Genomic DNA, 20,287 nt, shown 5'->3' on the forward strand with positions numbered 1-20,287 from the left:
CGGAATGTGATCGGGACCGTCACTGGTTCGTGGCCCCGGTGGGCCCCGGATGGCGCTAGTCGCGCATTTCCGTCCCGCCGAGAATCAGCGGGTGCTGGAAACCCCAAAATCCACAGCGGCCGGATCGCCCGCTTTCGAAGAGCTGAAGTTCCACGGTGACCCGCTCGCCGACGCCGTGATCGCGGATCTGGTGTCCAGCGGGAAGACCGGGGTGGTCAACGAGGTCCTGGCGCATTTCCGGGACAACGACCAGCCCATTCCCGAGCACCTGCCGGAGTCGGTGCGCCGCTACCTCGTCGCCACGGACCTCCCACCGGAGTGGGCGGACCTCGATCGGGTCGCGGACGCGTACGAGTTCTTCGTCGACGACGGGGTGCACGTCGCGTCGGTGCTGTCGTTCGGGGCGATGGTGAACTGCTACGCGCAGCCGCGACCGTCGCGGGTGCTGGCGTTGACGCACCGGCTCAACCAGCCGCACCGGCGGTTGTCGGAAACCTCGCAGTTCGTGCTGAACATGATGGGTCCCGCGCCGTTCGGCTCCGGCGGCGCCTTCGTGCCGACGATCCAGAAGACACGGCTCATCCACGCCGCCGTCCGGTACTTCATCACCCGCTCCGGCGAGTGGGACGCGGCGGCGGACGGGGTGCCGCTGTGCCAGCAGGACATGCTGGGGGCGCTGCTCATCTTCTCGGTCCAGGTCATCGACGGCATGCGCCGCATCGGGATCTCCGTGACCGAACGCGAGGCGGAGGACTACTACTACGTCTGGCGCGTGACGGGTGCGATGCTCGGCATCCCGGCCGGCGCCATGCCGGAGACGCTGGCCGGGGCCCGGGAGCTGAACGCGGAAGTCGTCGAGGCGACCTATGGGCCGTCCGCCGAAGGGATCGAGCTCACCCGCAACCTGCTGCGGCTGTACGAGGGCATGATCCCCGGCAAGGCGTTCGACGGGGTGGCCGCCGCGGTCGTCCGCCAGGTCGTCACCCCGGAGGTCGCCGGCTGGCTCGAAGTGCCGCGCTCCCGGGGCTGGAGCCGCGTGGTCGGTGCCGGAACGCGCTTGATGCGGCTGCTCGAACGATCGGAAGACCGCAGCCGGACCGCCACGGCGGTGCTCGACAAGGCAGGCGACCTGCTGCTCGGCGGCAGCGTGCGCACCCTCACCAACGGTCAGCCGACCGCGTTGAACATCCCGGCAGGCCTGCGGGAGAAGTGGCTCGCCGCCGGTGTCTGCCCCGTCCGGCGAACGCCTTCCTCAGGCGCTGAGCCGGAAGGCCGGTAAGCAGGGAGAAAGGGGCCGTGCGGCTCGCGCCGCATCGTGAAGCCGACCTGTGGAGCACCCGGCGTGCGCGGCCCGCTCGGACGCGTATTACCGCCCTACGGCGAAGCTTTGCCGTCAGGGCGAAGACACGATCTCCACAATAGCCGCCCACCGAATGAGAGTGGGTTCGATGTCTGAAGAGGTTCCGTCACGATGGACGGGTATCCAGGTTTCCATCGTGTAACGGTCGAAGACTGCGACTCCGGAAACGGTTCCCGTCACGTGTGAGCCAGGAGTACCAACGTCGTTCATCCGGGTCCGGTAGGTGACACGTGTTCCGACATGCACGTCGCCGACGTGACCGTCCACCTGACCTCCCAACCGTTAATTGCGTTGGTCGTGAAGAAACTCTAACCAGCAGTACAGGGGGACGCCATCGCGAAGTCGGGTGAACCGGAGATGCCCGGTGCGCTTGCCCGGCCCCGCGAAGTGGCGATCCAGCTGCCGCGAGGTCAGCCGCCACGGCACGCAGTCGAAGTGACGGCACAACTCCAGCACCGGAGCGACAAGCCGGCGCTGCGTTCCCGGCCCCAGGCCCGCGACATCGCGGGCTCAGCTGTACTCGGCAACCGTGTCGTGGAAGAAGCCGACCTCGTCGGCGACGTCCGCCGCGGCCGGCCAGATCGACTTCGGCCCCCTGCGGGAACGCCGCAGCGTGCTCGCCGGGTTGGCGATGCCGGCCACTCCCCGTCGTTCGGGCCGCCCCCGTTCACTCCCTGATCCCGGCGGCCATCGAGCACGCCGAAACCCTCAACTAAGGACCAAACGGTCCATCTTTGGCTGGGGGCGGATACACCCGGCCGGGGCCGGAACGACTACTGTGCAAGCCATGACGGCCGACTGGAACGACGGGCCCGGCCCGCGTCTCGACACCTCGCAGCCGGATTCCCGGGCACGCGTCGTAGCGGCGGCGACCGCCCTCCTGGTGCGCCACGGCGTCAGCTCGCTCAGCCCGGCGCGGATCCAAGCCGCCGCCGGGGTGAGCCGAGCCGAACTCGAGCAATCGTTCCCGGACCCCGACGCGATCGTGGAAGCAATCGTGTCGACCCAGCTCGACGCCGTGGTCCGGGCTCAGCGGCCGCGCCTGGACGCCGTACAGCACCTCGACGACCTGGAACAGTGGCTGCTCGACCCGCCCACGCCGGAAGGCGGCTGCGCGCTCGGTTCGCTGATCCACCTCCTCGCCGACCGCCACGATCGGGGTCACCGCGCGCTCGCGGACGCGTTCTCCCAGTGGAAGACACTGCTGGCTTCAGCCTTGTCGCGCCTCCAGGCCGCCGGTGAACTCGACCGCGGCGCGGACACCGGGAAACTCGCCATCGGCCTCATCGCCGCCCTGCAGGGAGGTCACCTGCTGGCGCACCTCACCCAGGACGCCGACCAATTGCGCGCGACGCTGGAGATGGCGTTCGACCAGGTCCGTGCCCACGCGACGTAATGGACTACGTGGTCCACATTCGGGCGGGCCGCCCTGCCCGCCGGCGACGGACCGCTACGGACGAACGCGGATGATCGTCTTGCCCTTGACCCGCTCCGCCGGGTCGAAGGCGGCGACGGCGTCGTCGAGGCTCGCAACCTTGCCGATGTTCGTCTTCAGCCGGCCCTCGCGGACCCGCCGGACGATCTCGCCGAGCTGAGCGCGGTCGGCTTCGACGACGAAGTCGACCGCCAAGCCGTCGGCGGGCCGCGCCTCCGGCGGACCGGCGATCGTCACCAGCGTCCCCCCGGCGCGAACCAGGCGCGCGGACCGCTTCTGGACGTCCCCGCCGAAGACGTCGAAAACCAGATCGACCCCGCCGGTCTCCTCCAGCGAGTCGTGCTCCAGGTCGACGAACTCCCGCGCCCCGAAGCCGAGCGCCGCCTGACGGTCGGCGGCGCGCCCGGTGCCGATGACGTACGCGCCCGCCTCGTGCGCGAGCTGCGCCACCATCGAACCGACCCCACCGGCCACCCCGTGCACCAGGACGCTCTGCCCCGCCTCGACGCGGCCGTGCACGAACAGCCCCTGCCACGCGGTCAGGCCCGAGATCGGCAGGCTCGCCCCGGCCGTGAAGTCGACGTCACCCGGCAACGGCGCGAGGTTCCGCGCCTCGACGGCCGCGTACTCCGCCAACGTGCCGTCGCGGGTCCAGTCGGTCAGGCCGAACACCCGCTGCCCCACCGACAGCCCCCGCGTGCCGTACCCGAGCGCGCTGACCACGCCGGCCAGCTCGTGCCCGGGCACCGACGGCGTCCGGTCGCGGCCGAGCCGGTCGACCCAGGCCGAGGGCCACGTCAGCTCACCCGGGGTGAACCCCGACGCGTGCACCTCGACGAGGACGTCGTTGCCCGCCGCCTCCGGTCGCGGCCGCTCCGCCACCGTCATCCCGGCCGTTCCCGCGGCCTGGTCCGTCACCACGATCGCCTTCATCCGGCACCTTCCTGCATCCATTGGTCACAGCCACGACGACGACCGGCTCAGCCGGTCGGCCCGAACCGGCTCACGCGGATCCGCTTCGCTTCGACTCCGACGTCGGCGAGCAGACCGGTCGCCGCGTCACAGAACCCTTGCGAACCGCAAACGTAGACCTCGCGGTCCGCCTCGGCCAGCGGCCGGAGGTCGTCGGCCGTGAGCCGGCCCACGGGCCGGGCACCGCCCGCGGGGCCTTGGCGGGTGTAGACGACCGTGGTCTCCGGACCGGTGATTTCGTCCGCGTAGTAAAGCTCTTCGGGTGATCGAACGGACACGATCAACCGCATCAGGCCGGCTCGGCCCGAGCCACGGGCCAGCCGCAGCATGGACATGAGCGGGACCACCCCGGAGCCCCCGGCGACGCCCAGGATCGGCGCGGCGCCGTCCCAGGAGAAGAACCTGCCGATCGGGCCGCGGACCTGCAGCGTGTCACCGGCTTCGACCACGTCGTGCAGGAACGCCGACACTTCGCCGTCCGGCAGCTTCTCGACCGTGAGCTCGATGTCCTCGCCGCCGGGCGCGCTGGCCACCGAGTAGTCCCGCTGGGCGTGGTAGCCGTCCGGGGCGGTCAGCCGGACGACGTAGAACTGGCCGGCCCGGTGCGTCCGGGGTTCGGCGAGCCGCAGCCGGAACGTCTTCGCGTGCGGGGTCTCCTCGCCGATCGCGGTCACGACGCCGGTCTGCCAGGACGAAGCCGTGGCCATCAGTCGCCCTGGTAACGCTGCTCGAGCCAGGGGTCGCCGTGGTCGTGGTAGCCGTTGCGTTCCCAGAAGCCCTGCTGGTCCTCGGCCATGAACTTCAGCCCGGACACCCATTTCGCGCTCTTCCAGAAGTACAGGTGCGGCACCAGCAGCCGGGCCGGGCCGCCGTGGATGTCGTCCAGCGGTGCGCCGTCGACGTCCCACACCACCCAGGCCCGGCCGTCGACCACGTCCTCGATCGGCAGGTTGGTCGTGTAGCCGGTGTGCGACCGCGCCAGGACGTAGGCCGCGTCGTCGCGCACCCCGGTGACTTCGAGCAGGGTGTCGATGGAGACGCCGTCGAACCTCATGCCGAACTTGGACCACGTCGTGACGCAGTGGATCGCGCCTTCGTAACGGTCGCCCGGGAGCGCGTGGATCTCGTCCCACGTCCAGGTGGTCGGCGTGTCGACGAGGCCGTCGATGGTGAAGGTCCACGTCGCGGTGTCGATCGACGGCGTCGCTTCCGCGTGCAGGACCGGCCAATCGTTGCCCGCGTCGTACTGCCCGGGTGGCAGCCGGGGGTCCTGGCCGGCGCGCCCGCGCCCGACGAAGCCTCTGGTGATCACCATCTGTCTCTGCCTTTCTGGTGTTTCGCGGTCATTCCGGGACGATGTGGACGGCCGCTTCTTCGGCGGACGCCGCGGCGCCGTCCAAACCCACGTCGGAGGCGAACAGGTAGGGGTACACCTCGTCCGCGTCCGGGTCCTCGACCAGCCGTCCGGCCCGCGCCACGCCGACCTGGTCGTCGTACAGTTCGCCGTCCGTGTCGGACGCGTCACCGAGCCCGTCGCCCCGGTCCGCGACGGCGAAGACGTCCGGCAGCTCCCGGGCGAGCCGTTTGCCGAGCTCTTCGTGGCCGGCGGCCTCCCGCGCCGTCGTGCCCCAGTCGAAGACGGCGATGGGGTGGTCCGGCGGGGTGTAGCCCTCGTCCAGCACGTCCGCCACTCCGCGGTCCACGAGGCTGTCCTCGGGCTCCAGCAGACCGTTGTCCAGGTCGAAACCGCCGTCGTACTCGTCGGAGTCGTCACTCATGGGTTCTCGCATTCGATCCGCCGCGTCGTTCTCGGCAACCCTAGCCCCTCTGGACCATTTAGTCCATCTTCGACAAGACACCGAGGTGGACCCCACGGTCCATTCAGGTGGGCGTGTTCGCCCAGTCCTTACGAAAGAAGAACGCGCCCGCGCCGACCGGCCGTCCGCGGAATAGCGCGGGTGCGCCGCACGTCTGTACCTCTGCACGTCCAGGTGCGTTTCACCTGGTGCGCCGGCTTCGCCGCAAGGCGGGGAAGGGAGAGCTGTGCCTCAGCAGGCCAAGTACCACAAGAGTCCGGAAGCCGTGTCGCGGCTGGATCCGGAGCAGTACCGCGTGACCCAGCAGGACGGCACGGAGCGTCCGTTCGCGAACGTGTACTGGGACAACCACGAGCCGGGCATCTACGTCGACGTCGTGTCCGGCGAGCCGTTGTTCGCTTCGGTCGACAAGTACGACAGCCGGTCGGGCTGGCCGAGCTTCACCAAGCCGATCGTCAGATCGAACGTCGTCGAGCGGGAAGACTTCAGCCACGGGATGATCCGGGCGGAGGTCCGCTCGCTGCACGGGGACAGCCACCTGGGCCACGTCTTCGACGACGGCCCGCTCGACAAGGGCGGGATGCGCTACTGCATCAACTCCGCGTCGTTGCGGTTCATCCACCTCGACGACCTGGAAGCGGCGGGCTACGGCGACTACCGCACCCTGTTCACGAGCGACACCGACGGCAAGTGAGGTCGCCGGCGCGCGAACTCCGGTTCGCGCGCCGGCGCGATCGAGGAGAGCCATGGCGGAACCGTCCGGCACGATCTCGGCCCCGGTGGAAATCGTCGCGCTGCTGGTCTCCCCCGCGCACGCCTTCGAAGGCCGCCCCGCGGACGGTCCGCGGCCCGACCCGGAACCCGGCGAGCGCGACGAGGTGACCGTGCGCGCCGGGCTCGGGCTCGTCGGGGACCGGTACTTCAACCAGCCCGCCCACCGCCGGGCCGCCGTCACCCTCTTCGCCGCGGAGTCGCTCGACGTTCTGGCCCGGGACCTCGGCCTCGCCGCGGCGCCGGGGCCCCACCTGCCGCGACGCAACATCGTCGTGCGCGGGTTTCCCGTCGACGAGCTGGCCGCGCCGCGGGGCGGGACCGGAGCGGTCTTCGGCCTCGACTCCGGGGCGGGCGAAGTCCGGTTCCAGGCCTGCCGCCCGGCTCACCCGTGCGCCTGGATGGACGTGGTGCTGGCGCCCGGCGCGTTCCGCGGGCTGCGCGGGCGCGGCGGCGTGCGGTGCGCCCCTCTCGATGACGGAATCCTGCGGACCGGTCCCGCGACCCTCACCGTGGTGCGCTCCCCCGTGGCCTGACGTAGCTGCCGCCGCGGCGCGGAGCTCAGGGCTGGTAGCTGCGGATGTGGTCGATGGCCATGTCGAGCGCGATGCGCATCGGCTTGACGTCGTGCTCGGTCTGCGCGAGCAGGTACCCGCCCTGCAGGGCGCCCATCAGGCCGATGGCGAGCCGTTCGGGGTCGGCGTCGGGCCGCAGCTTCCCGGCGTCCCGCATCCGCCGCAGGCCGTCGGTGATCAGACCGCGCCAGGTCTCGAAATGGCCCGCCAGTGCCGACCGCGCCCGCTCGTTCTGATCCGAAAGCTCACTCGCCAGCGAACCCAGGCGGCAACCGTGAGCCCCGTTGCGCAGCGCACTGCGCTGGACGATCGCGTCCCGCCAGCGCTCCAGCCCGCGGATCGAATTGAGCCGCCGCAGCTGCTCCCCCTGGGTGGTCAGCACCTCTTCGGCCTGGTACTCGATCACGTCCTGGACCAGGGCGTCCTTGTCGGGGTAGTGGTGGTAGAGCTGTGACTTGCTGGTGCTGCTCGCCGCGCGGACGTCGTCGAGCGTGGTGGCGGCCACCCCTTTCACCGTCATCAAGTCGACAGCGGCCCGCAGGATCCGCGCCCGGGTCGCCTCACCACGCGCCGTCCGCCGGACCGGCCTCACAGAGCTCTCCGGTTCCACCACGGCACCACATTATCGCACCGGCGCGGCTCGGCGGCCGAGCCCGGGTCGGCGGTCGTTGCGCTGCCGAAGACGGACCTTACGGACCACTTGCCGACGTCGTCAGCCGCGGCCCAGCGCGAGCGCGACCCGGCCGGCCAGCGCGGGGACGACCTCGGCCTCGAACCACGTGTTCCGGGCGTGCCAGCGGTAGTTCAGCGGTGACGGGTGCACCAGCGGGAACTCGGCGGGGAGGTATTCGCCGTAGGCCCGCACGGTCTCGGTGAGGTTCGCCTTGGCCCGGCCGGCGAGGTGGAACCGCTGCGCGTACGTGCCGATGAGCACGCGGAGGGTGACGTCGGGCAGCCCCGCCAGGATCCGCGGATGCCACCGCGGCGCGAAGTCCCGGCGCGGGGGCAGGTCGCCCGTCTTGCCCTTGCCCGGGAAGTAGAAGTCCATCGGCACGATGGCGAACAGCCCGGGATCGTAGAACTCGTCGTCGCGGACGCCGAGCCACGAGCGCAGCCGCACGCCGCTGGCGTCGTCCCACGGGATCCCGCTCTCCTGGGCCCGCCACCCCGGCGCCTGGCCGATGATCACGATCCGCGCGGACGGCGACCCGGCCCACACGGGCCGGTAGCCGAGGTCCCGGGCCCACGCGTTGGAGGGGTCCGACGTCAGCTCGTCCACGACCGCGCGCAAAACGTCTGCCAACTGCACTCCGGGTTTCGTCGTCGGGAAGGTCGGGCGCGGCTCGCCCGAGCCGAGCGGGACAATACTCGAAGTGGACCATCTCGTCCATCCGGGGCGGTTCTCCCCTAGGGTCGGGGCATGCAGACTTGGTCTTCGGCCGCCGTGCCCCGCGTTCCCGGAACCCCGCCCCCGTTGCGGCTTCACGACACCGCCACCGGCCGGCTCAGGGCGACGGCACCGGGCCCCGTGGCGAAGATGTACGTTTGCGGCATCACGCCCTACGACGCGACCCACCTCGGGCACGCGGCGACGTACCTGGCGTTCGACCTCGTCCACCGGCTGTGGCGCGACGCCAGCCACGACGTCCACTACGTCCAGAACGTCACCGACATCGACGAGCCCCTGCTGGAGCGCGCCGAGCGGGACCACGAAGACTGGGAGGCGCTCGGCAGACGCGAGACCGCGCTGTTCCGCGCGGACATGGCGGCGCTGCGGGTGCTGCCGCCGCGGGAGTTCGTCGGCGCCGTGGAGGCCGTTCCCGAGATCGCCGAGATGATCGCCGAGCTCCTCGCCAACGGCTCGGCCTACCGGGCCGACGACCCCGCCTACCCGGACGTCTACTTCGACCGGTCGTACACCGGCCGGTTCGGCGCCGAGTCGAACTACGACGAGGCGACGATGGCGAGGTTCTTCGCCGAGCGCGGCGGCGACCCGGACCGCCCGGGCAAGCGCGACCCGCTCGACGCGCTGCTGTGGCGGCTCGCCCGGCCCGGCGAGCCGTCGCGGGACTCCGGGCTCGGCGCGGGGCGGCCCGGCTGGCACGTCCAGTGCAGCGCGATCGCGCTCAACCGGCTCGGCCTCGGGTTCGACGTCCAGGGCGGCGGGTCGGACCTGGTGTTCCCCCACCACGAGTACAGCGCCGCGCACGCGGAGGCCCGGGCGGGCGCCCATCCGTTCGCCCGGCACTACGTCCACGCCGGGATGATCGCGCTGGACGGCGAGAAGATGTCGAAGTCGAAGGGCAACCTGGTGTTCGTGTCGCGGCTGCGGGCCGACGGCGTGGACCCGTCGGCGATGCGGCTCGCGCTGTTCGCCGGGCACTACCGCACCGACCGCGCGTGGACCGACGAGCTGCTGCACCAGGCCCAGGAGCGGCTCGCGCGCTGGCGGGCGGCGACGTCGGCGCACGCGGGCCCGGCGGCCGAGGGCACGGTCACCACCCTGCGGGACCGTCTCGCCGACGACCTGGACACCCCGTCGGCGCTCGCGGCCGTCGACGCGTGGGTGGCGGACGCGCTGCGGCAGCGGGGCACGGATGCCGACGCCCCCGCCTTGATCCGGACCGCCGTCGACGCTCTCCTCGGGGTCACCCTGGAGACCGCCGGGTAAGACCGTGCCGATGACCGGGTGCGAGCCGCCTGCCGCGCAGGCCCGGCCGGAATCTTCGCGGCAGCGGTAAGAGTCGGTCGCCGGTGGCCGCCAACCAGCGATCACCCGCAGGGAGGGGACGACGTGCTCGTGACCGAGCTCGACTTCGCGACGGCCGTCTGCCGCGGGATCGTCACCGTCGACCTGACCGGCTGCACCGCACTCGGCCTGAACGCGGCACTGGCCCTCCGGAAGCACCACGACGCGGCTCGCACCGCGCAGTACCGCGGCCGGTTCCGGATCGTCGCCTGCCCGTCGTCGACGATCGCCGCGTGGGATGTCCCGCTCGACAGCGCGACGTCACGCCGGTGATCTCCCTGCCGAACGGGCACGATCGGGAACTCGTCCTCCACCACCGCCTTCCGGCCTACCTCGCGGCGGTGAGCACGGCCGTCGGCGTGGGGGCGGAGTCCTGCACGGCCGATTTCGGCAACCCGGCGTCCGCGTACATCGCGCTGGACACGCGGTTGCCGCGGCATCCGGGCCGGGACGTCGCCCTGCTCTGGGACGAGCGGCACGGCTGGTCGGCCGCGGTCGAGCACGACTCCGCTCAGGACCTGCTCGTGGTCGCCTACCTCGGCGGCGAGCTGGTGCCCGGGCCGCAGCGGCTGGCCCGGTTCCTGGCCGCCGTGCGGTACGGCGACGTACCCGCCGTGCCGGTCGCTCCCGTGCTGCGTGACGGCGAAGCGGTGCTGCTGGACGGGCTGCGGCGCTACCGGCCCGACGGCCGACGGTGGCCTCGGTGAGCGGCGATGTCAGCCGGGTTGCCTTTCCGCGCGGTCCGGACACGCGCACCGCACGAGGGCGAGCACCAGGTGCGCCGCCCGCGACGACCGAAGTCGAGGAAGTAGTTGGAGCAGCCGGGCGCCGGACAGGCACGCAGGCGCTGCCGGTCGCGGCCGCCGAACAGCTCCACCGCCTGCCGGGCGATCTGGCTGACCGCCACGACCCCACCCGGCACCTCGCCCTGGACGCCCAGCTCGGGTTCGGACCGCGGCCGCCACACCAACGCCGGCCAGTGGGGCGCCCCGGCGACCGCGCCGTTGAGGACTTCCAGCGCCGTGGCGCGATCCGCGACCACCGGCGGGATCCCCTGGCGCCGGTCCTCCGTCAGCTCACCCGCCAGACCGCGGACCGCGTCACGCAGCCTCCGCAGGTCGTAGGCCGCCATGCGAGCGCTCAACGGAGTCGCCGACGCCAGCCAATGCGTGAACGACGGGGGCCGCTGAGCCAGCCTCGGCGCGATCTCCCGGATCCAGTCCATCGAGGACTCCGAGGTGGCCAGGACGTCGGTGACGCCGCCGGGGCCCGACCACACCGTGTTCATGAGGTCGACCGGCAGCTCCTCGCCGGCGAGCCGCACGTGGCGCCGTGGCGTCGGCATCTCTTCACCTTCTTCCGATGAGCCGGGTGTTGCCGCGCGTAAGAACCGTCGAAGATCAGGTGCCAACGTCCAAGACCGCGGCTCGAAACTCCCGAGGCAGGGCATGAGCGACTGGGACGCACTGGACGAGTTCCTCCGGACCGATCCGCGGGACATCGGGTGCGACCTCGCCCTCGACGCGCTCCCCGCCTACTCGGAAACGGCCGCCGCCGGTGAGCACCCCGAACGGCTTTTCCCCGGGCCGGCCGCGCACCTGAAGTCGTGCCCGGCCTGCTCCCGTGATCACGAGGCCCTGGTGCGCGCCATTCGCGAATGCGGTGGCGACGAGCTCCGCTGACCGGTCAAGGTCACTGCTCGCCGGCGTTGTCCTGGGAGTGGTCTCCCGGGATCACCGCTTCGGTGAGCACCTGCGACGGGGCCGCGTGGCTGTTGACCCGCTGCTTCCCGAAGAAGCCGATCTCACCCTCGTTGTGGATGCGCTCGAGCATGTGCGGGTAGTGCAGCTCGAACGCGGGGCGCTCGGAGCGGATCCGGGGCAGCTCGGTGAAGTTGTGCCGCGGCGGCGGGCAGGACGTCACCCACTCGAGCGAGTTGCCGTAGCCCCACGGGTCGTCCACCGTGACGATCTCGCCGTAGCGGTAGCTCTTGAAGACGTTCCAGATGAACGGCAGCGTCGAGGCACCGAGGATGTACGCACCGATCGTGGAGATCGTGTTCAGCGTGGTGAAGCCGTCACTGGTCAGGTAGTCCGCGTACCGGCGCGGCATGCCCTCCGCGCCCAGCCAGTGCTGGACGAGGAACGTCATGTGGAAGCCGATGAACGTGGTCCAGAAGTGCCACTTGCCGAGCTTCTCGTCCATCATCCGGCCGGTGATCTTCGGGAACCAGAAGTAGATACCGGCGAAGGTCGCAAAGGCGATCGTGCCGTAGAGCACGTAGTGGAAGTGCGCGACGACGAAGTAGCTGTCCGACACGTGGAAGTCGATCGCCGGCGCGGCCAGCATGATGCCGGTCAGGCCGCCGAAGAGGAACGTGACGATGAAGCCCATCGAGAAGATCATCGGCGTCTCGAAGGACAGCTGGCCCTTCCACATCGTGCCGATCCAGTTGAAGAACTTGATGCCGGTCGGGACGGCGATCAGGAACGTCATGAAGGAGAAGAACGGCAGCAGCACGGCGCCGGTGGCGTAGAGGTGGTGCGCCCAGACGGAAAACGAGAGGGCGGCGATGGCCAGCGTCGCCCAGACCAGGCTCTTGTAGCCGAAGAGCGGTTTGCGGCTGAAGACCGGGAAGATCTCCGACACGATGCCGAAGAACGGCAGCGCGATGATGTACACCTCGGGGTGGCCGAAGAACCAGAACAGGTGCTGCCAGAGGATCACACCTCCGTTGGCGGGGTCGAACACGTGCGCGCCCAGCCGGCGGTCGGCTTCCAGCCCGAAGAACGCCGCGGTGAGGATGGGGAACGCGACGAGGATCAGGATCGACGTCACCAGGATGTTCCAGGTGAAGATCGGCATCCGGTACATCGTCATGCCCGGCGCGCGCAGCGAGATCACGGTGGTGATCATGTTGACGGCGCCGAGGATGGTGCCGAGGCCGCTGACGATCAGGCCCATGATCCACAGGTCGGTGCCGGGGCCGGGAGTGTGCGTGGCTTCGGACAACGGCGTGTAGCCCGTCCAGCCGAACTCCGCCGCGCCACCGGGGGTGAGGAAACCCGAGACGACAGTCAGGCTGCCGAAGAGGTAGAGCCAGTACGAAAACGCGTTCAGCCGCGGGAAGGCGACGTCGGGCGAGCCGATCTGCAGCGGCAGGATGAAGTTCGCGAAGCCGAACAGGATCGGGGTCGCGTACATCAGCAGCATGATCGTGCCGTGCATGGTGAACAGCTGGTTGTACTGCTCCTGCGAGAGGAACTGCAGGCCGGGCCGCGCGAGCTCGGTGCGGACCAGCATCGCCATCGCCCCGCCGATCATGAAGAAGGCGAAGGCCGTGACCAGGTACATCACGCCGATCTGCTTGTGGTCCGTGGTGCGCATCAGCCGCAGCAACGCCGAACCCTTTACGGAACGGCGCACGGGGTAGGGCCGCGTGACGATGGGGACGGGGGCGGTGGTCTTCATGGTTTGCTCCAGCTGGGCAACGAGTTTTCCGGCGGTTCCCCACCGTTGACGAACGCGGTGCGCGGCTGCTGCACCGACGCCAGCGAGACGATGTCGCGGCCGGACAACCCGGCGGTCAGCCAGATCGCCAGCACGCGGACCTTGCGTTCCCAGCTGGGGATCGCCAGCACGTGGTAGCCGCGGTGGAGCAGCCAGGCCAGCGGCCCTTTGAGCACCAGCCGCCGGTACTGGAAGATGCCGTGCCCGATGCCGAGCGTCGCCACCGCGCCGAGGCTGCGGTGCCGGTAGTTCTTCGGCTTTCCGCCGTGCAGGGTCGCGGTGATGTTGCGGGCGAGCAGCTTGCCCTGGCGGACGGCGTGCTGGGCGTTGGGCACCGTGCGGGTGCCCGGGACCGGCGCGGTGAGGTCCTCGATCCCGGCGTCGTCCCCGGCGGCCCACGCGTCGGGGATCGGCTCGAGGTCGGTCCCGACCCGGAGGTCGGGCCGGACGACGAGGAACCCGCGTTCGTCCACCGGCAGGTCGGTGTGCCTGCCCACGACCGGGTTCGCCGCGTTGCCCGCCGTCCACACGATCAGCTCCGAGCCGAACGTCTCGCCGGTGGAGAGCACCACTCGCCCACCGGTCGCCGACTCGACCTGGGTGTTCAAGTGCACCCGCCCACCTCGCCGTTGCAGGAAGCGCACCACCCAGCGGCCGGGCGAGCCGGTCACCTCGGGCAGGATCCGGCCGGACGCCTCGACCAGGTGGAACCGCAGCTCGCCGCGGTCCAGTTCGGGATAGCGCCGCAGCAGCGACGTCGCCAGCGACAGCAGCTCGGCGAAGCCTTCGACGCCGGAGAAGCCGCCGCCGACGAAGGTGACGGTGAGCAGCCTCTGCCGCGACGGCCCCGGCGGGAGCGTGGCCGCCCGGTCGAAGGACGTGAGCAGCCGGTCGCGGATCGCGACCGCTTCCTCGACGTGCTTGAGCCCGATCGCCTGCTCCGCGATGCCGGGCACCGGGAACTTGCGGGTGACCGCGCCGGCGGTGACCACCACGAGGTCGTAGCCCAGTTCGAACGCGTCGCCGTCGGCGGGCCGGACCGTGACCACCCGGTGCTCGTGGTCGATCGCGGTGACCGTCCCGGCGATGACGCGCGTGCGGTGCAGGTGGCGGCGCAGCGACACCGCGGCGTGCCGGGCCTCGATCGAGCCGGCCACCACCTCGGGCAGGAACGGCTGGTAGGTCATGTACGGCCGCGGGTCGACCACGGTGACTTCGGCCTGTCCCCGCCGCAGCTTCTTCTCGAGCTTCCAGGCGGCGTAGAAGCCCGCGTAGCCGCCGCCGACGATCAAGATCCTGCGCATACCGTCTCGCCTCACCGGGGAAGCCGGCCGAGGGACAAGATCGACGTCCGGCGGCGCACGGCGAGCGCGGCGACCAGCAGTGCCACCGCGCTCGCGGCCATCTGGAGCGTCACGGAGACTTCGAAGACCCGGGCCAGGACGGTCGCCCCGGAATGCACGACGACGCGGACGCGGGCGGGCCCACCGAGGACGAAGTGGAACAGCACGCCCAGGACCAGCGAGCCGGAGGCCGAGGCCAGGACGAGAGCCGCTCCGTCCCGTGCCGCGACCCGGAAGTGGCGCGTGATGCCGATCGCGGGACCGGCGATGCCGAACACGGCGAGGCACGCCCCTTCCAGCAGGGCGACACCTCCGGAGAGCAGCCCGAGCAGCAGGAAGTCGGCCAGCACGAGCACGGCCTGCACCGTGACCACGGCCGCCAGCACCCGGTCCACCTTCGCGACCAAGCGGGGCAGGTGGAGCACCGCTTTGCCGTTCACTGCGTTCGTCATGGTTGCTTGGCGCCGGGCCGGCCGGACTTCTTACCGCCGTTCGTGCGGCCCGGCTTCAGGCGTAGCGGCCGGAGAACTCCGAACCGTCTTCGGTGTGGGTGAAGCGCAGGCCGGCGATCGAGCCGCCCTCGACCAGCCACCGCAAGTCGTACGAGGCGCGGTAGCCGGGTGGCCAGAACGAGGCGAAGCGGCCGTGGCTGTCGACGTACCACTCCCCGCGCGTCGGGTGGCCCCGCTCGACGTAGGTGGTGACGCCGTCGGCGTCGAAGACTTGCTCGGCGCCGTCGTCGTAGACGATCCGACCGGCTGTCAGGGCGGCGACCAGGTTCTTCGCGGCCACTCGCTCGCCATCGACGGGGCTGAGTGACTCCAGTGAACGGGGCATGGGACTCCTTTCAGGGCCGGATGCCGACCGAGGCGTGCAGGGCGGCCCAGCTGGCCGCGAACTTCGCGACGCCCTCCTGCTCGAGCGTGGTGCCGACGTCATCGAGGTCGATCCCGGCCGCGGCGAGGGCGGCGACGTCCGCCGCCGCCTCTTCGCCGCGCCTGGCGACCTGGTCCCCCGCGACGTCGCCGTGGTCGGCGAACGCCGAGAGCGTCGCGGGCGGCATCGTGAACACGGTTCCGGGCGTGACCAGCCCGGTGATGTACTTGGTGTCCGGAAAGGACGGATCCTTCACCCCGGTGGAGGCCCACAGGAGCCGCTGCGGGCGGGCGCCGTCCTCGGCCAGGCTCCGCCACCGGTCGCCTTCCCACACTTCCGCCAGGGCCTGGTGAGCGAGCCGCGCGTTGGCCAAGGCTGCGCGGCCCCGCAGCTCCCGGACGCCCTTCGCGTCCAGACGCTTGTCGACCTCGGTGTCCACTCTCGACACGAACAGCGAGGACACGGAGTGGATCGACGCGAGGTCGTGGCCGTTCTCCCGGGCCTGCTCGAGCCCGTCGACGTAGGCGGCCCCGACCTCGGCGCACCGCCGCGCCGAGAAGACCAGGGTGACGTTCACGTTCACCCCGGCGGCGAGGGCTCCGGTGACGGCTCGGACACCGGCCCGCGTGGCCGGGATCTTGACCAGGAGGTTCGGCCGGTCGACGAGCTCCCAGAGCTGGCCGGCCTCCGCGATGGTCGCGGCGGTGTCGTCGGCGAGCCCGGGGCTGACCTCCAGCGACACCCGGCCGTCGACGCCGCCGGTCTTCTCCCAGACCGGACGGAGCACGTCCGCCGCGCGCTGGACGTCCCAGATCATCACCGCGCGAACGGCCTCCTCGACGTCGATCCCGTTCGCGGCCAGGCGGTTGAGCTGGAGCGCGTAGCGGCTGCCGCGGGCGACGGCGTTCGCGAAGATCGTCGGGTTCGTGGTGACGCCCACGACCGAGCAGTCTCGCACCAGGCGTTCGAACTCGCCGTCCTCGAGGATGTCGCGGGAGAGTTCGTCCAGCCAGAGGGAAACGCCGGCGTCGCTGAGCGCGCGGAGCCGGCCGGGCTTGTCTTCGGTCACTTGGTCTGTTCCTTTTCCAGCGCCGCGGTCTCCTCCGGTGGGTCCGGTGTCCACAGTGAACCGGGCACGGCCCGGCCGCCGGACCCGAGCTTGTTCATCTTCTTCGGCACCGGTGCGCCCTGGTAGTCGAGCGGGGTGGTGGCCAGGGGCTGGTGGATTTCGATGAACGCACCGTGCGGCAGGCGTTTGATGATGCCGGTCTCGACGCCGTGTTCCAGCACTTCGCGGTCGGCCCGCTGCAGGCCCAGGCAGATCCGGTAGGTGACGTAGTAGGCCATCGGCGGCACGAGCAGCACGCCGATGCGGCCCGCCCACGTGGTCGCGTTCAGCGAGATGCGGAACCGGTCGGCGATGATGTCGTTGAAGCCGGACAGCTCGATGACCAGGAGGAAGCCGAGCGCCATCATGCCCAGCGAGGTGCGGACCGGGGCGTCGCGCGGCCGCTGGAGCAGGTTGCGGTGACCGGTGTCCTTCGCGAGCTTCCGCTCGATCCACGGATAGAGGATCAGGATGCTGAAGAGCAGCGGCATGCCGACCGCGCCGGGGAAGAACACCGCCGGGATCGTGTACTTCCCGAGGTAGACCTCCCAGGCGGGCCAGATCCGGAGCATGCCGTCGGCCCAGGCCATGTACCAGTCCGGTTGCGAGCCGGCCGACACCTGCGCCGGGTTGTACGGGCCGAAGTTCCACACCGGATTGATCTGGAACAGCCCTGCCATGAGGGCGATCACGCCCGTGACGAGCACGGCGAGCGCGCCGCCGTGGAGGGCGAACTCGGGCATGATCCGGATGCCGACGACGTTGGTCTCCTTGCGGCGCACGCCCGGGAACTGCGTGTGCTTCTGGTACCACACCAGCGCCAGGTGCACGCCGGTGAGGGCGAGGAGGATGCCCGGCAGCACCAGGATGTGCAGGGTGTAGAGCCGCGGGATGATCCGGTCGCCGGGGAACTCCCCGCCGAACAGCGCCCAGTGGATCCAGGTGCCGACGACGGGCACCGACAGCACGATGCCCGACAGCGTCGCGCGGATACCGGTGCCGGACAGCAGGTCGTCCGGGAGCGAGTAGCCGAAGAAGCCCTCGAACATGCTGATCAGGAGCAGCAGCACCCCGATGACCCAGTTGGCCTCCCGCGGACGCCGGAAGGCACCGGTGAAGAAGATCCGGAAGGTGTGCAGGAGGGAGGCGGCGATGAAGATCAGCGCACCCCAGTGGTGCAGCTGCCGCACGAAGAGCCCGCCGCGGACGTCGAAGGAGATGTCCAGCGTCGTGCGGAAGGCCTGGGACATCTCCAGGCCCTGCATGGTGGTGAAGCTGCCGTGGTAGACGACCTCCTGCATCGAGGGGTCGAAGAAGAGCGTCAGGTACACGCCGGTCGCGATGACGAGGAGGAAGCTGTACAGCGCCACCTCGCCGATGAGGAAGGACCAGTGGGTCGGGAACACCTTGTTCATCTGGTGCCGCAGGCCCTTGGCCAGGTGGTACCGCCGATCCGCGTTGTCGGCGACCTCCCCGAGGCGTCGTTCGAGCGCGCCGGTGCCCCTGGTCGGCGTGGTCAGTGAGCTCATGCTGCATTGGTGTCGCGGGCGGGCCCGGTCTTACTCCTCGAGCTGGAAAGGCCGTCGCCACACGAGAACGGCGACCGTCCCGGCGAGGATCGGCGCGGTGACCCGAAGGGAGAACGAGGTCGAAGAACAGCTCCCAAGCGGACGCCGGCCGCGTCCGGCACCGCGGTCGCGCCGACCGCCGTCAGGTCGCCGTCGTGGCCGATGCGGAACGTGGCGACTTCCCCGTTCTTCGCGCCCTGGGCGTACAGGAACTTTCCGTCGCCGGACGCGGTGAGGTCGATCGTTCCGGCCGCGGCGGCGCCGGGCGCCACGCGGGTGATCAGTGCCTTGCCGTTCTCGTGCGGGTTCCTGTCCCGTCGGGTGGTGGAACGGCGGACTCAGCTCTTCGACGGCTGCTGCTGGTCGGCGCGCAGGACGACCGGGCCGCCGTTGGCGCCCCGGACCGCGCGCTCGAGCGCGGCCGCCGCCTCGGCCAGCGGCAGGGTGATGCCCACCGGCAGGGTCAGCTCGCCCTCGCCGAGCAGCGCGCTCAGCTTCGCGAGCTGGGCGGCGTCCGGGCGCACGTAGACGTTCGCGACGCTGATGCCCCGCGCGGCGGGCGGCGGGTCGCTGGTGATCGTCGCCAGCCGGCCGCCTTCGCGCACCGTGAGGAGGGTGTCGGCAATGCCGCCGGCGACGGCATTCAGGGCCGTGTCGACGCCGTCGCCGCCGGCCCACTCGCGGACCCGGTCCGGCCAGCTCCGGTCGTGGTAGTCGACGACCTCGGCCGCGCCGGCCCGGGCCACCCGAGCGGCGCTCGCGGGCCCGGCGGTGGCGATCACCCGGGCGCCGCGCAGGGCCGCGAGCCGCACGGCCAGCCCACCGGTCGCCCCACCCGCGCCGTGGACGAGCAGCGTCTCGTTCTCGGCGACGCGAAGGGACTCGGAGAGCACTTGCTCGGCGGTCAGGGCGGGCACGGGGAACGCCGCCGCCGTCTCCCACGGCACGCCCGGGGGTTTCGCCACGACCAGTTCCGCGTCGACCACCACCCGCTCGGCCCAGCAGCCCTGGTGACGCAGCGGGAGCGGATGGCCGAGCACTTCGTCGCCCGGCCGGAAGCCCGTCACGTTCGAACCGACCGCGACCACCGTCCCGGCCACCTCCACGCCGAGCGCCATCGGCGGGGTCAGCCCGACGTCCCACCCGCCCGAACGGACGATGTCGTCCCAGTTGCCGACGCCGGCCGCCGCGACGTCGATCACCACTTCGCCCGGCCCCGGGCCGGTCGGCTCCGGCAGGTCGAGCAGCTCGACCCGGCCACCGATTTCCCGCACTCCAGCGCCTAGCACCACGATTCTCCGCCTCACATCGAGCGAGCCGCCGAGTTCGGCGGCAGTCCCGGGTGGGACACTGTTTCTGCGTACGAGGGGCGCGTCGTCTTACGCCCGGGGCCGGGATCAGGCCTGGAACGCCCGGATGCCGTCGAGCGCCATGTCCAGGGCGATTTTCATCGGGGTGACGTCCTGTTTGGTCTGCGCGAGCAGGTACCCGCCCTGCAGCGCACCCATCAGCCCGACCGCGAGCCGCCGCGGGTCGGCGTCCGGCCTCAGTTTGCCCGCGGCTCGCATCCGTTCCAGGCCGTCCGCGATCAGGCCTTCCCACGTCGCGAAATGCGCGGCCAGCTCCGTGCGCGCTCGCTCGTTGCGATCGGAGAGTTCACTCGCCAGCGAACCGAGGGGACAGCCGTAGGCGCCGTCGTGCAGGGCGTTGTGCTGGACGACCGCGTCCCGCCACCGCTCCAGACCGCGCATCGAGTTCAGCCGCTTGAGCTGCCCTTCGTGCCAGGAAAGCAGGTCCTGCGCCCGGCGGCCGATGACCTCTTGGACCAAAGCGTCCTTGTCCGGGAAGTGGTGGTAAAGTTGCGACTTGCTCGTGCCGCTGGCCGCGCGCACGTCGTCCAACGTGGTCGCGGTCGCGCCCTTCACGGACATCAGCTCGACCGCCGCGTCCAGGATCCGGGCTCGGGTCGCCGCGCCCCGGGCCGTCAACCGCGTGCGCTCCGGTTCTGCCACACCGTCAGGCTACCCCACCGGACCTGCGAAGACGGACATGACGTGGCGCAGCATCATGGCGAACGGCTCCAGCACCTCGTCCGGCCGCGCCCCCATGACCGCGGTCGCCGGCTCCGCCGGCGGCACGCACGGGGCGAGCGCTCCCCGATCGCGCAGCCGCGAGAACGCGTGCCCGAGCGCGGACGGCCAGG

General features: G+C 71.0%; 24 protein-coding genes. 8 read left to right on the top strand and 16 right to left on the bottom strand.

Translation table 11 applies throughout. The annotated features are described in order from the left end of the window. Positions 1-91 precede the first annotated feature (91 nt). Positions 92-1,279 (top strand): oxygenase MpaB family protein, encoded by a 1,188-nt coding sequence (locus ACH54P_RS12350; protein ID WP_489912510.1) that lies wholly within the window; start codon positions 92-94, stop codon positions 1,277-1,279. Between the two features lie 591 nt (positions 1,280-1,870). Here ACH54P_RS12350 and ACH54P_RS12355 read toward each other — a convergent pair. Beyond that, positions 1,871-2,002 carry a hypothetical protein gene (locus ACH54P_RS12355; RefSeq protein WP_489912511.1) on the bottom strand — a complete coding sequence of 44 codons (132 nt, stop codon included), beginning with the start codon at positions 2,000-2,002 and terminating at the stop codon, positions 1,871-1,873. A 145-nt stretch (positions 2,003-2,147) separates the two neighbouring features. On the opposite strand from ACH54P_RS12355, the gene ACH54P_RS12360 reads away from it, so the two are divergent. Next, positions 2,148-2,756, top strand: a complete 609-nt coding sequence (locus ACH54P_RS12360) for a TetR/AcrR family transcriptional regulator (protein WP_489912512.1) — start codon at positions 2,148-2,150, stop codon at positions 2,754-2,756. A gap of 54 nt (positions 2,757-2,810) precedes the next feature. Here the strand turns inward: ACH54P_RS12360 and ACH54P_RS12365 are convergent, their stop codons facing one another. The 4 genes from ACH54P_RS12365 to ACH54P_RS12380 are packed head-to-tail and all read right to left on the bottom strand — an operon-like array spanning position 2,811 to position 5,545. Continuing rightward, positions 2,811-3,728: an NADP-dependent oxidoreductase gene (locus ACH54P_RS12365; protein WP_489912513.1), complete on the bottom strand. Its 918-nt coding sequence runs from the start codon at positions 3,726-3,728 to the stop codon at positions 2,811-2,813. A 47-nt stretch (positions 3,729-3,775) separates the two neighbouring features. Continuing rightward, complete coding sequence (locus tag ACH54P_RS12370; RefSeq protein ID WP_489912514.1) at positions 3,776-4,474, bottom strand: FAD-binding oxidoreductase; 699 nt, start codon at positions 4,472-4,474, stop codon at positions 3,776-3,778. Next, a complete protein-coding gene (locus ACH54P_RS12375) occupies positions 4,474-5,082 on the bottom strand; it encodes a sulfite oxidase-like oxidoreductase (protein WP_489912515.1) in 609 nt (202 codons plus the stop codon). The genes ACH54P_RS12370 and ACH54P_RS12375 overlap by 1 nt, the downstream gene beginning before the upstream one ends. 28 nt (positions 5,083-5,110) lie before the next feature. Then, the gene (locus ACH54P_RS12380) at positions 5,111-5,545 is read right to left on the bottom strand and encodes a DUF5709 domain-containing protein (protein WP_489912516.1); all 435 of its coding nucleotides are present in this window, start codon (positions 5,543-5,545) and stop codon (positions 5,111-5,113) included. A 265-nt stretch (positions 5,546-5,810) separates the two neighbouring features. Here ACH54P_RS12380 and msrB point away from each other — a divergent pair, with 265 nt between their 5' ends. Further along, positions 5,811-6,278, top strand: a complete 468-nt coding sequence (gene msrB, locus ACH54P_RS12385; RefSeq protein ID WP_489912517.1) for a peptide-methionine (R)-S-oxide reductase MsrB — start codon at positions 5,811-5,813, stop codon at positions 6,276-6,278. Positions 6,279-6,330: 52 nt separating this feature from the next. Further along, positions 6,331-6,891 carry an MOSC domain-containing protein gene (locus ACH54P_RS12390; RefSeq protein WP_489912518.1) on the top strand — a complete coding sequence of 187 codons (561 nt, stop codon included), beginning with the start codon at positions 6,331-6,333 and terminating at the stop codon, positions 6,889-6,891. Positions 6,892-6,916: 25 nt separating this feature from the next. Here the strand turns inward: ACH54P_RS12390 and ACH54P_RS12395 are convergent, their stop codons facing one another. Together ACH54P_RS12395 and ACH54P_RS12400 are read right to left on the bottom strand one after the other, a co-directional pair. Next, a complete protein-coding gene (locus tag ACH54P_RS12395) occupies positions 6,917-7,543 on the bottom strand; it encodes a TetR/AcrR family transcriptional regulator (RefSeq protein WP_489912519.1) in 627 nt (208 codons plus the stop codon). A gap of 99 nt (positions 7,544-7,642) precedes the next feature. Beyond that, positions 7,643-8,233, bottom strand: coding sequence for a uracil-DNA glycosylase family protein (locus tag ACH54P_RS12400; protein ID WP_489912520.1), 591 nt, complete (start codon positions 8,231-8,233; stop codon positions 7,643-7,645). Positions 8,234-8,350: 117 nt separating this feature from the next. Here ACH54P_RS12400 and mshC point away from each other — a divergent pair, with 117 nt between their 5' ends. The 3 genes from mshC to ACH54P_RS12415 all read left to right on the top strand — a co-directional run bounded on the left by mshC (position 8,351) and on the right by ACH54P_RS12415 (position 10,386). After that, positions 8,351-9,601 (top strand): cysteine--1-D-myo-inosityl 2-amino-2-deoxy-alpha-D-glucopyranoside ligase, encoded by a 1,251-nt coding sequence (gene mshC, locus ACH54P_RS12405; protein WP_489912521.1) that lies wholly within the window; start codon positions 8,351-8,353, stop codon positions 9,599-9,601. Between the two features lie 123 nt (positions 9,602-9,724). After that, complete coding sequence (locus ACH54P_RS12410; protein ID WP_489912522.1) at positions 9,725-9,952, top strand: hypothetical protein; 228 nt, start codon at positions 9,725-9,727, stop codon at positions 9,950-9,952. Further along, positions 9,913-10,386, top strand: coding sequence for a DUF6292 family protein (locus ACH54P_RS12415; protein ID WP_489912523.1), 474 nt, complete (start codon positions 9,913-9,915; stop codon positions 10,384-10,386). Before ACH54P_RS12410 ends, ACH54P_RS12415 begins: the two co-directional genes overlap by 40 nt. Here the strand turns inward: ACH54P_RS12415 and ACH54P_RS12420 are convergent. Next, the gene (locus tag ACH54P_RS12420; protein ID WP_489912524.1) at positions 10,353-11,024 is read right to left on the bottom strand and encodes a CGNR zinc finger domain-containing protein; all 672 of its coding nucleotides are present in this window, start codon (positions 11,022-11,024) and stop codon (positions 10,353-10,355) included. The two genes, ACH54P_RS12415 and ACH54P_RS12420, sit on opposite strands and share 34 nt — an antisense overlap. Positions 11,025-11,127: 103 nt before the next feature. Here ACH54P_RS12420 and ACH54P_RS12425 point away from each other — a divergent pair, with 103 nt between their 5' ends. After that, positions 11,128-11,361: a hypothetical protein gene (locus ACH54P_RS12425; RefSeq protein WP_489912525.1), complete on the top strand. Its 234-nt coding sequence runs from the start codon at positions 11,128-11,130 to the stop codon at positions 11,359-11,361. A 10-nt stretch (positions 11,362-11,371) separates the two neighbouring features. Here the strand turns inward: ACH54P_RS12425 and ctaD are convergent, their stop codons facing one another. From ctaD to ACH54P_RS12465, 8 genes are all read right to left on the bottom strand, one after another. Next, positions 11,372-13,150, bottom strand: coding sequence for an aa3-type cytochrome oxidase subunit I (gene ctaD / locus ACH54P_RS12430; protein ID WP_489912526.1), 1,779 nt, complete (start codon positions 13,148-13,150; stop codon positions 11,372-11,374). Then, entirely contained in the window at positions 13,147-14,493 is a 1,347-nt protein-coding gene (locus ACH54P_RS12435) for an NAD(P)/FAD-dependent oxidoreductase (RefSeq protein ID WP_489912527.1), read from the bottom strand. The genes ctaD and ACH54P_RS12435 overlap by 4 nt, the downstream gene beginning before the upstream one ends. A gap of 11 nt (positions 14,494-14,504) precedes the next feature. Then, entirely contained in the window at positions 14,505-14,984 is a 480-nt protein-coding gene (locus tag ACH54P_RS12440; protein ID WP_489912528.1) for a hypothetical protein, read from the bottom strand. 55 nt (positions 14,985-15,039) lie between these two features. Then, positions 15,040-15,369: a hypothetical protein gene (locus tag ACH54P_RS12445; RefSeq protein WP_489912529.1), complete on the bottom strand. Its 330-nt coding sequence runs from the start codon at positions 15,367-15,369 to the stop codon at positions 15,040-15,042. Between the two features lie 10 nt (positions 15,370-15,379). Further along, a complete protein-coding gene (gene tal / locus ACH54P_RS12450) occupies positions 15,380-16,477 on the bottom strand; it encodes a transaldolase (RefSeq protein ID WP_489912530.1) in 1,098 nt (365 codons plus the stop codon). After that, positions 16,474-18,045, bottom strand: a complete 1,572-nt coding sequence (gene qcrB / locus ACH54P_RS12455) for a cytochrome bc1 complex cytochrome b subunit (RefSeq protein WP_489912531.1) — start codon at positions 18,043-18,045, stop codon at positions 16,474-16,476. The genes tal and qcrB overlap by 4 nt, the downstream gene beginning before the upstream one ends. Before the next feature lie 377 nt (positions 18,046-18,422). Beyond that, positions 18,423-19,358, bottom strand: a complete 936-nt coding sequence (locus ACH54P_RS12460) for an NADP-dependent oxidoreductase (protein ID WP_489912532.1) — start codon at positions 19,356-19,358, stop codon at positions 18,423-18,425. Positions 19,359-19,481: 123 nt separating this feature from the next. Further along, complete coding sequence (locus ACH54P_RS12465) at positions 19,482-20,096, bottom strand: TetR/AcrR family transcriptional regulator (RefSeq protein WP_489912533.1); 615 nt, start codon at positions 20,094-20,096, stop codon at positions 19,482-19,484. Positions 20,097-20,287: the final 191 nt, after the last annotated feature.

The sequence above is a fragment of the Amycolatopsis sp. N2S4-7 genome (genome assembly GCF_058119595.1).

What these genes read in the sequence shown, in the direction of transcription:
- ACH54P_RS12375 (WP_489912515.1), bottom strand. Translation starts at nt 5,082, where the DNA reads ATGGTGATCACCAGAGGCTTCGTCGGGCGCGGGCGCGCCGGCCAGGAC.
- ACH54P_RS12435 (WP_489912527.1), bottom strand. Translation starts at nt 14,493, where the DNA reads ATGCGCAGGATCTTGATCGTCGGCGGCGGCTACGCGGGCTTCTACGCC.
- ACH54P_RS12365 (WP_489912513.1), bottom strand. Translation starts at nt 3,728, where the DNA reads ATGAAGGCGATCGTGGTGACGGACCAGGCCGCGGGAACGGCCGGGATG.
- ACH54P_RS12360 (WP_489912512.1), top strand. Translation starts at nt 2,148, where the DNA reads ATGACGGCCGACTGGAACGACGGGCCCGGCCCGCGTCTCGACACCTCG.
- ctaD (WP_489912526.1), bottom strand. Translation starts at nt 13,150, where the DNA reads ATGAAGACCACCGCCCCCGTCCCCATCGTCACGCGGCCCTACCCCGTG.
- ACH54P_RS12445 (WP_489912529.1), bottom strand. Translation starts at nt 15,369, where the DNA reads ATGCCCCGTTCACTGGAGTCACTCAGCCCCGTCGATGGCGAGCGAGTG.
- ACH54P_RS12380 (WP_489912516.1), bottom strand. Translation starts at nt 5,545, where the DNA reads ATGAGTGACGACTCCGACGAGTACGACGGCGGTTTCGACCTGGACAAC.
- ACH54P_RS12390 (WP_489912518.1), top strand. Translation starts at nt 6,331, where the DNA reads ATGGCGGAACCGTCCGGCACGATCTCGGCCCCGGTGGAAATCGTCGCG.
- ACH54P_RS12440 (WP_489912528.1), bottom strand. Translation starts at nt 14,984, where the DNA reads ATGACGAACGCAGTGAACGGCAAAGCGGTGCTCCACCTGCCCCGCTTG.
- qcrB (WP_489912531.1), bottom strand. Translation starts at nt 18,045, where the DNA reads ATGAGCTCACTGACCACGCCGACCAGGGGCACCGGCGCGCTCGAACGA.
- ACH54P_RS12370 (WP_489912514.1), bottom strand. Translation starts at nt 4,474, where the DNA reads ATGGCCACGGCTTCGTCCTGGCAGACCGGCGTCGTGACCGCGATCGGC.
- ACH54P_RS12420 (WP_489912524.1), bottom strand. Translation starts at nt 11,024, where the DNA reads ATGCCGACGCCACGGCGCCACGTGCGGCTCGCCGGCGAGGAGCTGCCG.
- ACH54P_RS12425 (WP_489912525.1), top strand. Translation starts at nt 11,128, where the DNA reads ATGAGCGACTGGGACGCACTGGACGAGTTCCTCCGGACCGATCCGCGG.
- mshC (WP_489912521.1), top strand. Translation starts at nt 8,351, where the DNA reads ATGCAGACTTGGTCTTCGGCCGCCGTGCCCCGCGTTCCCGGAACCCCG.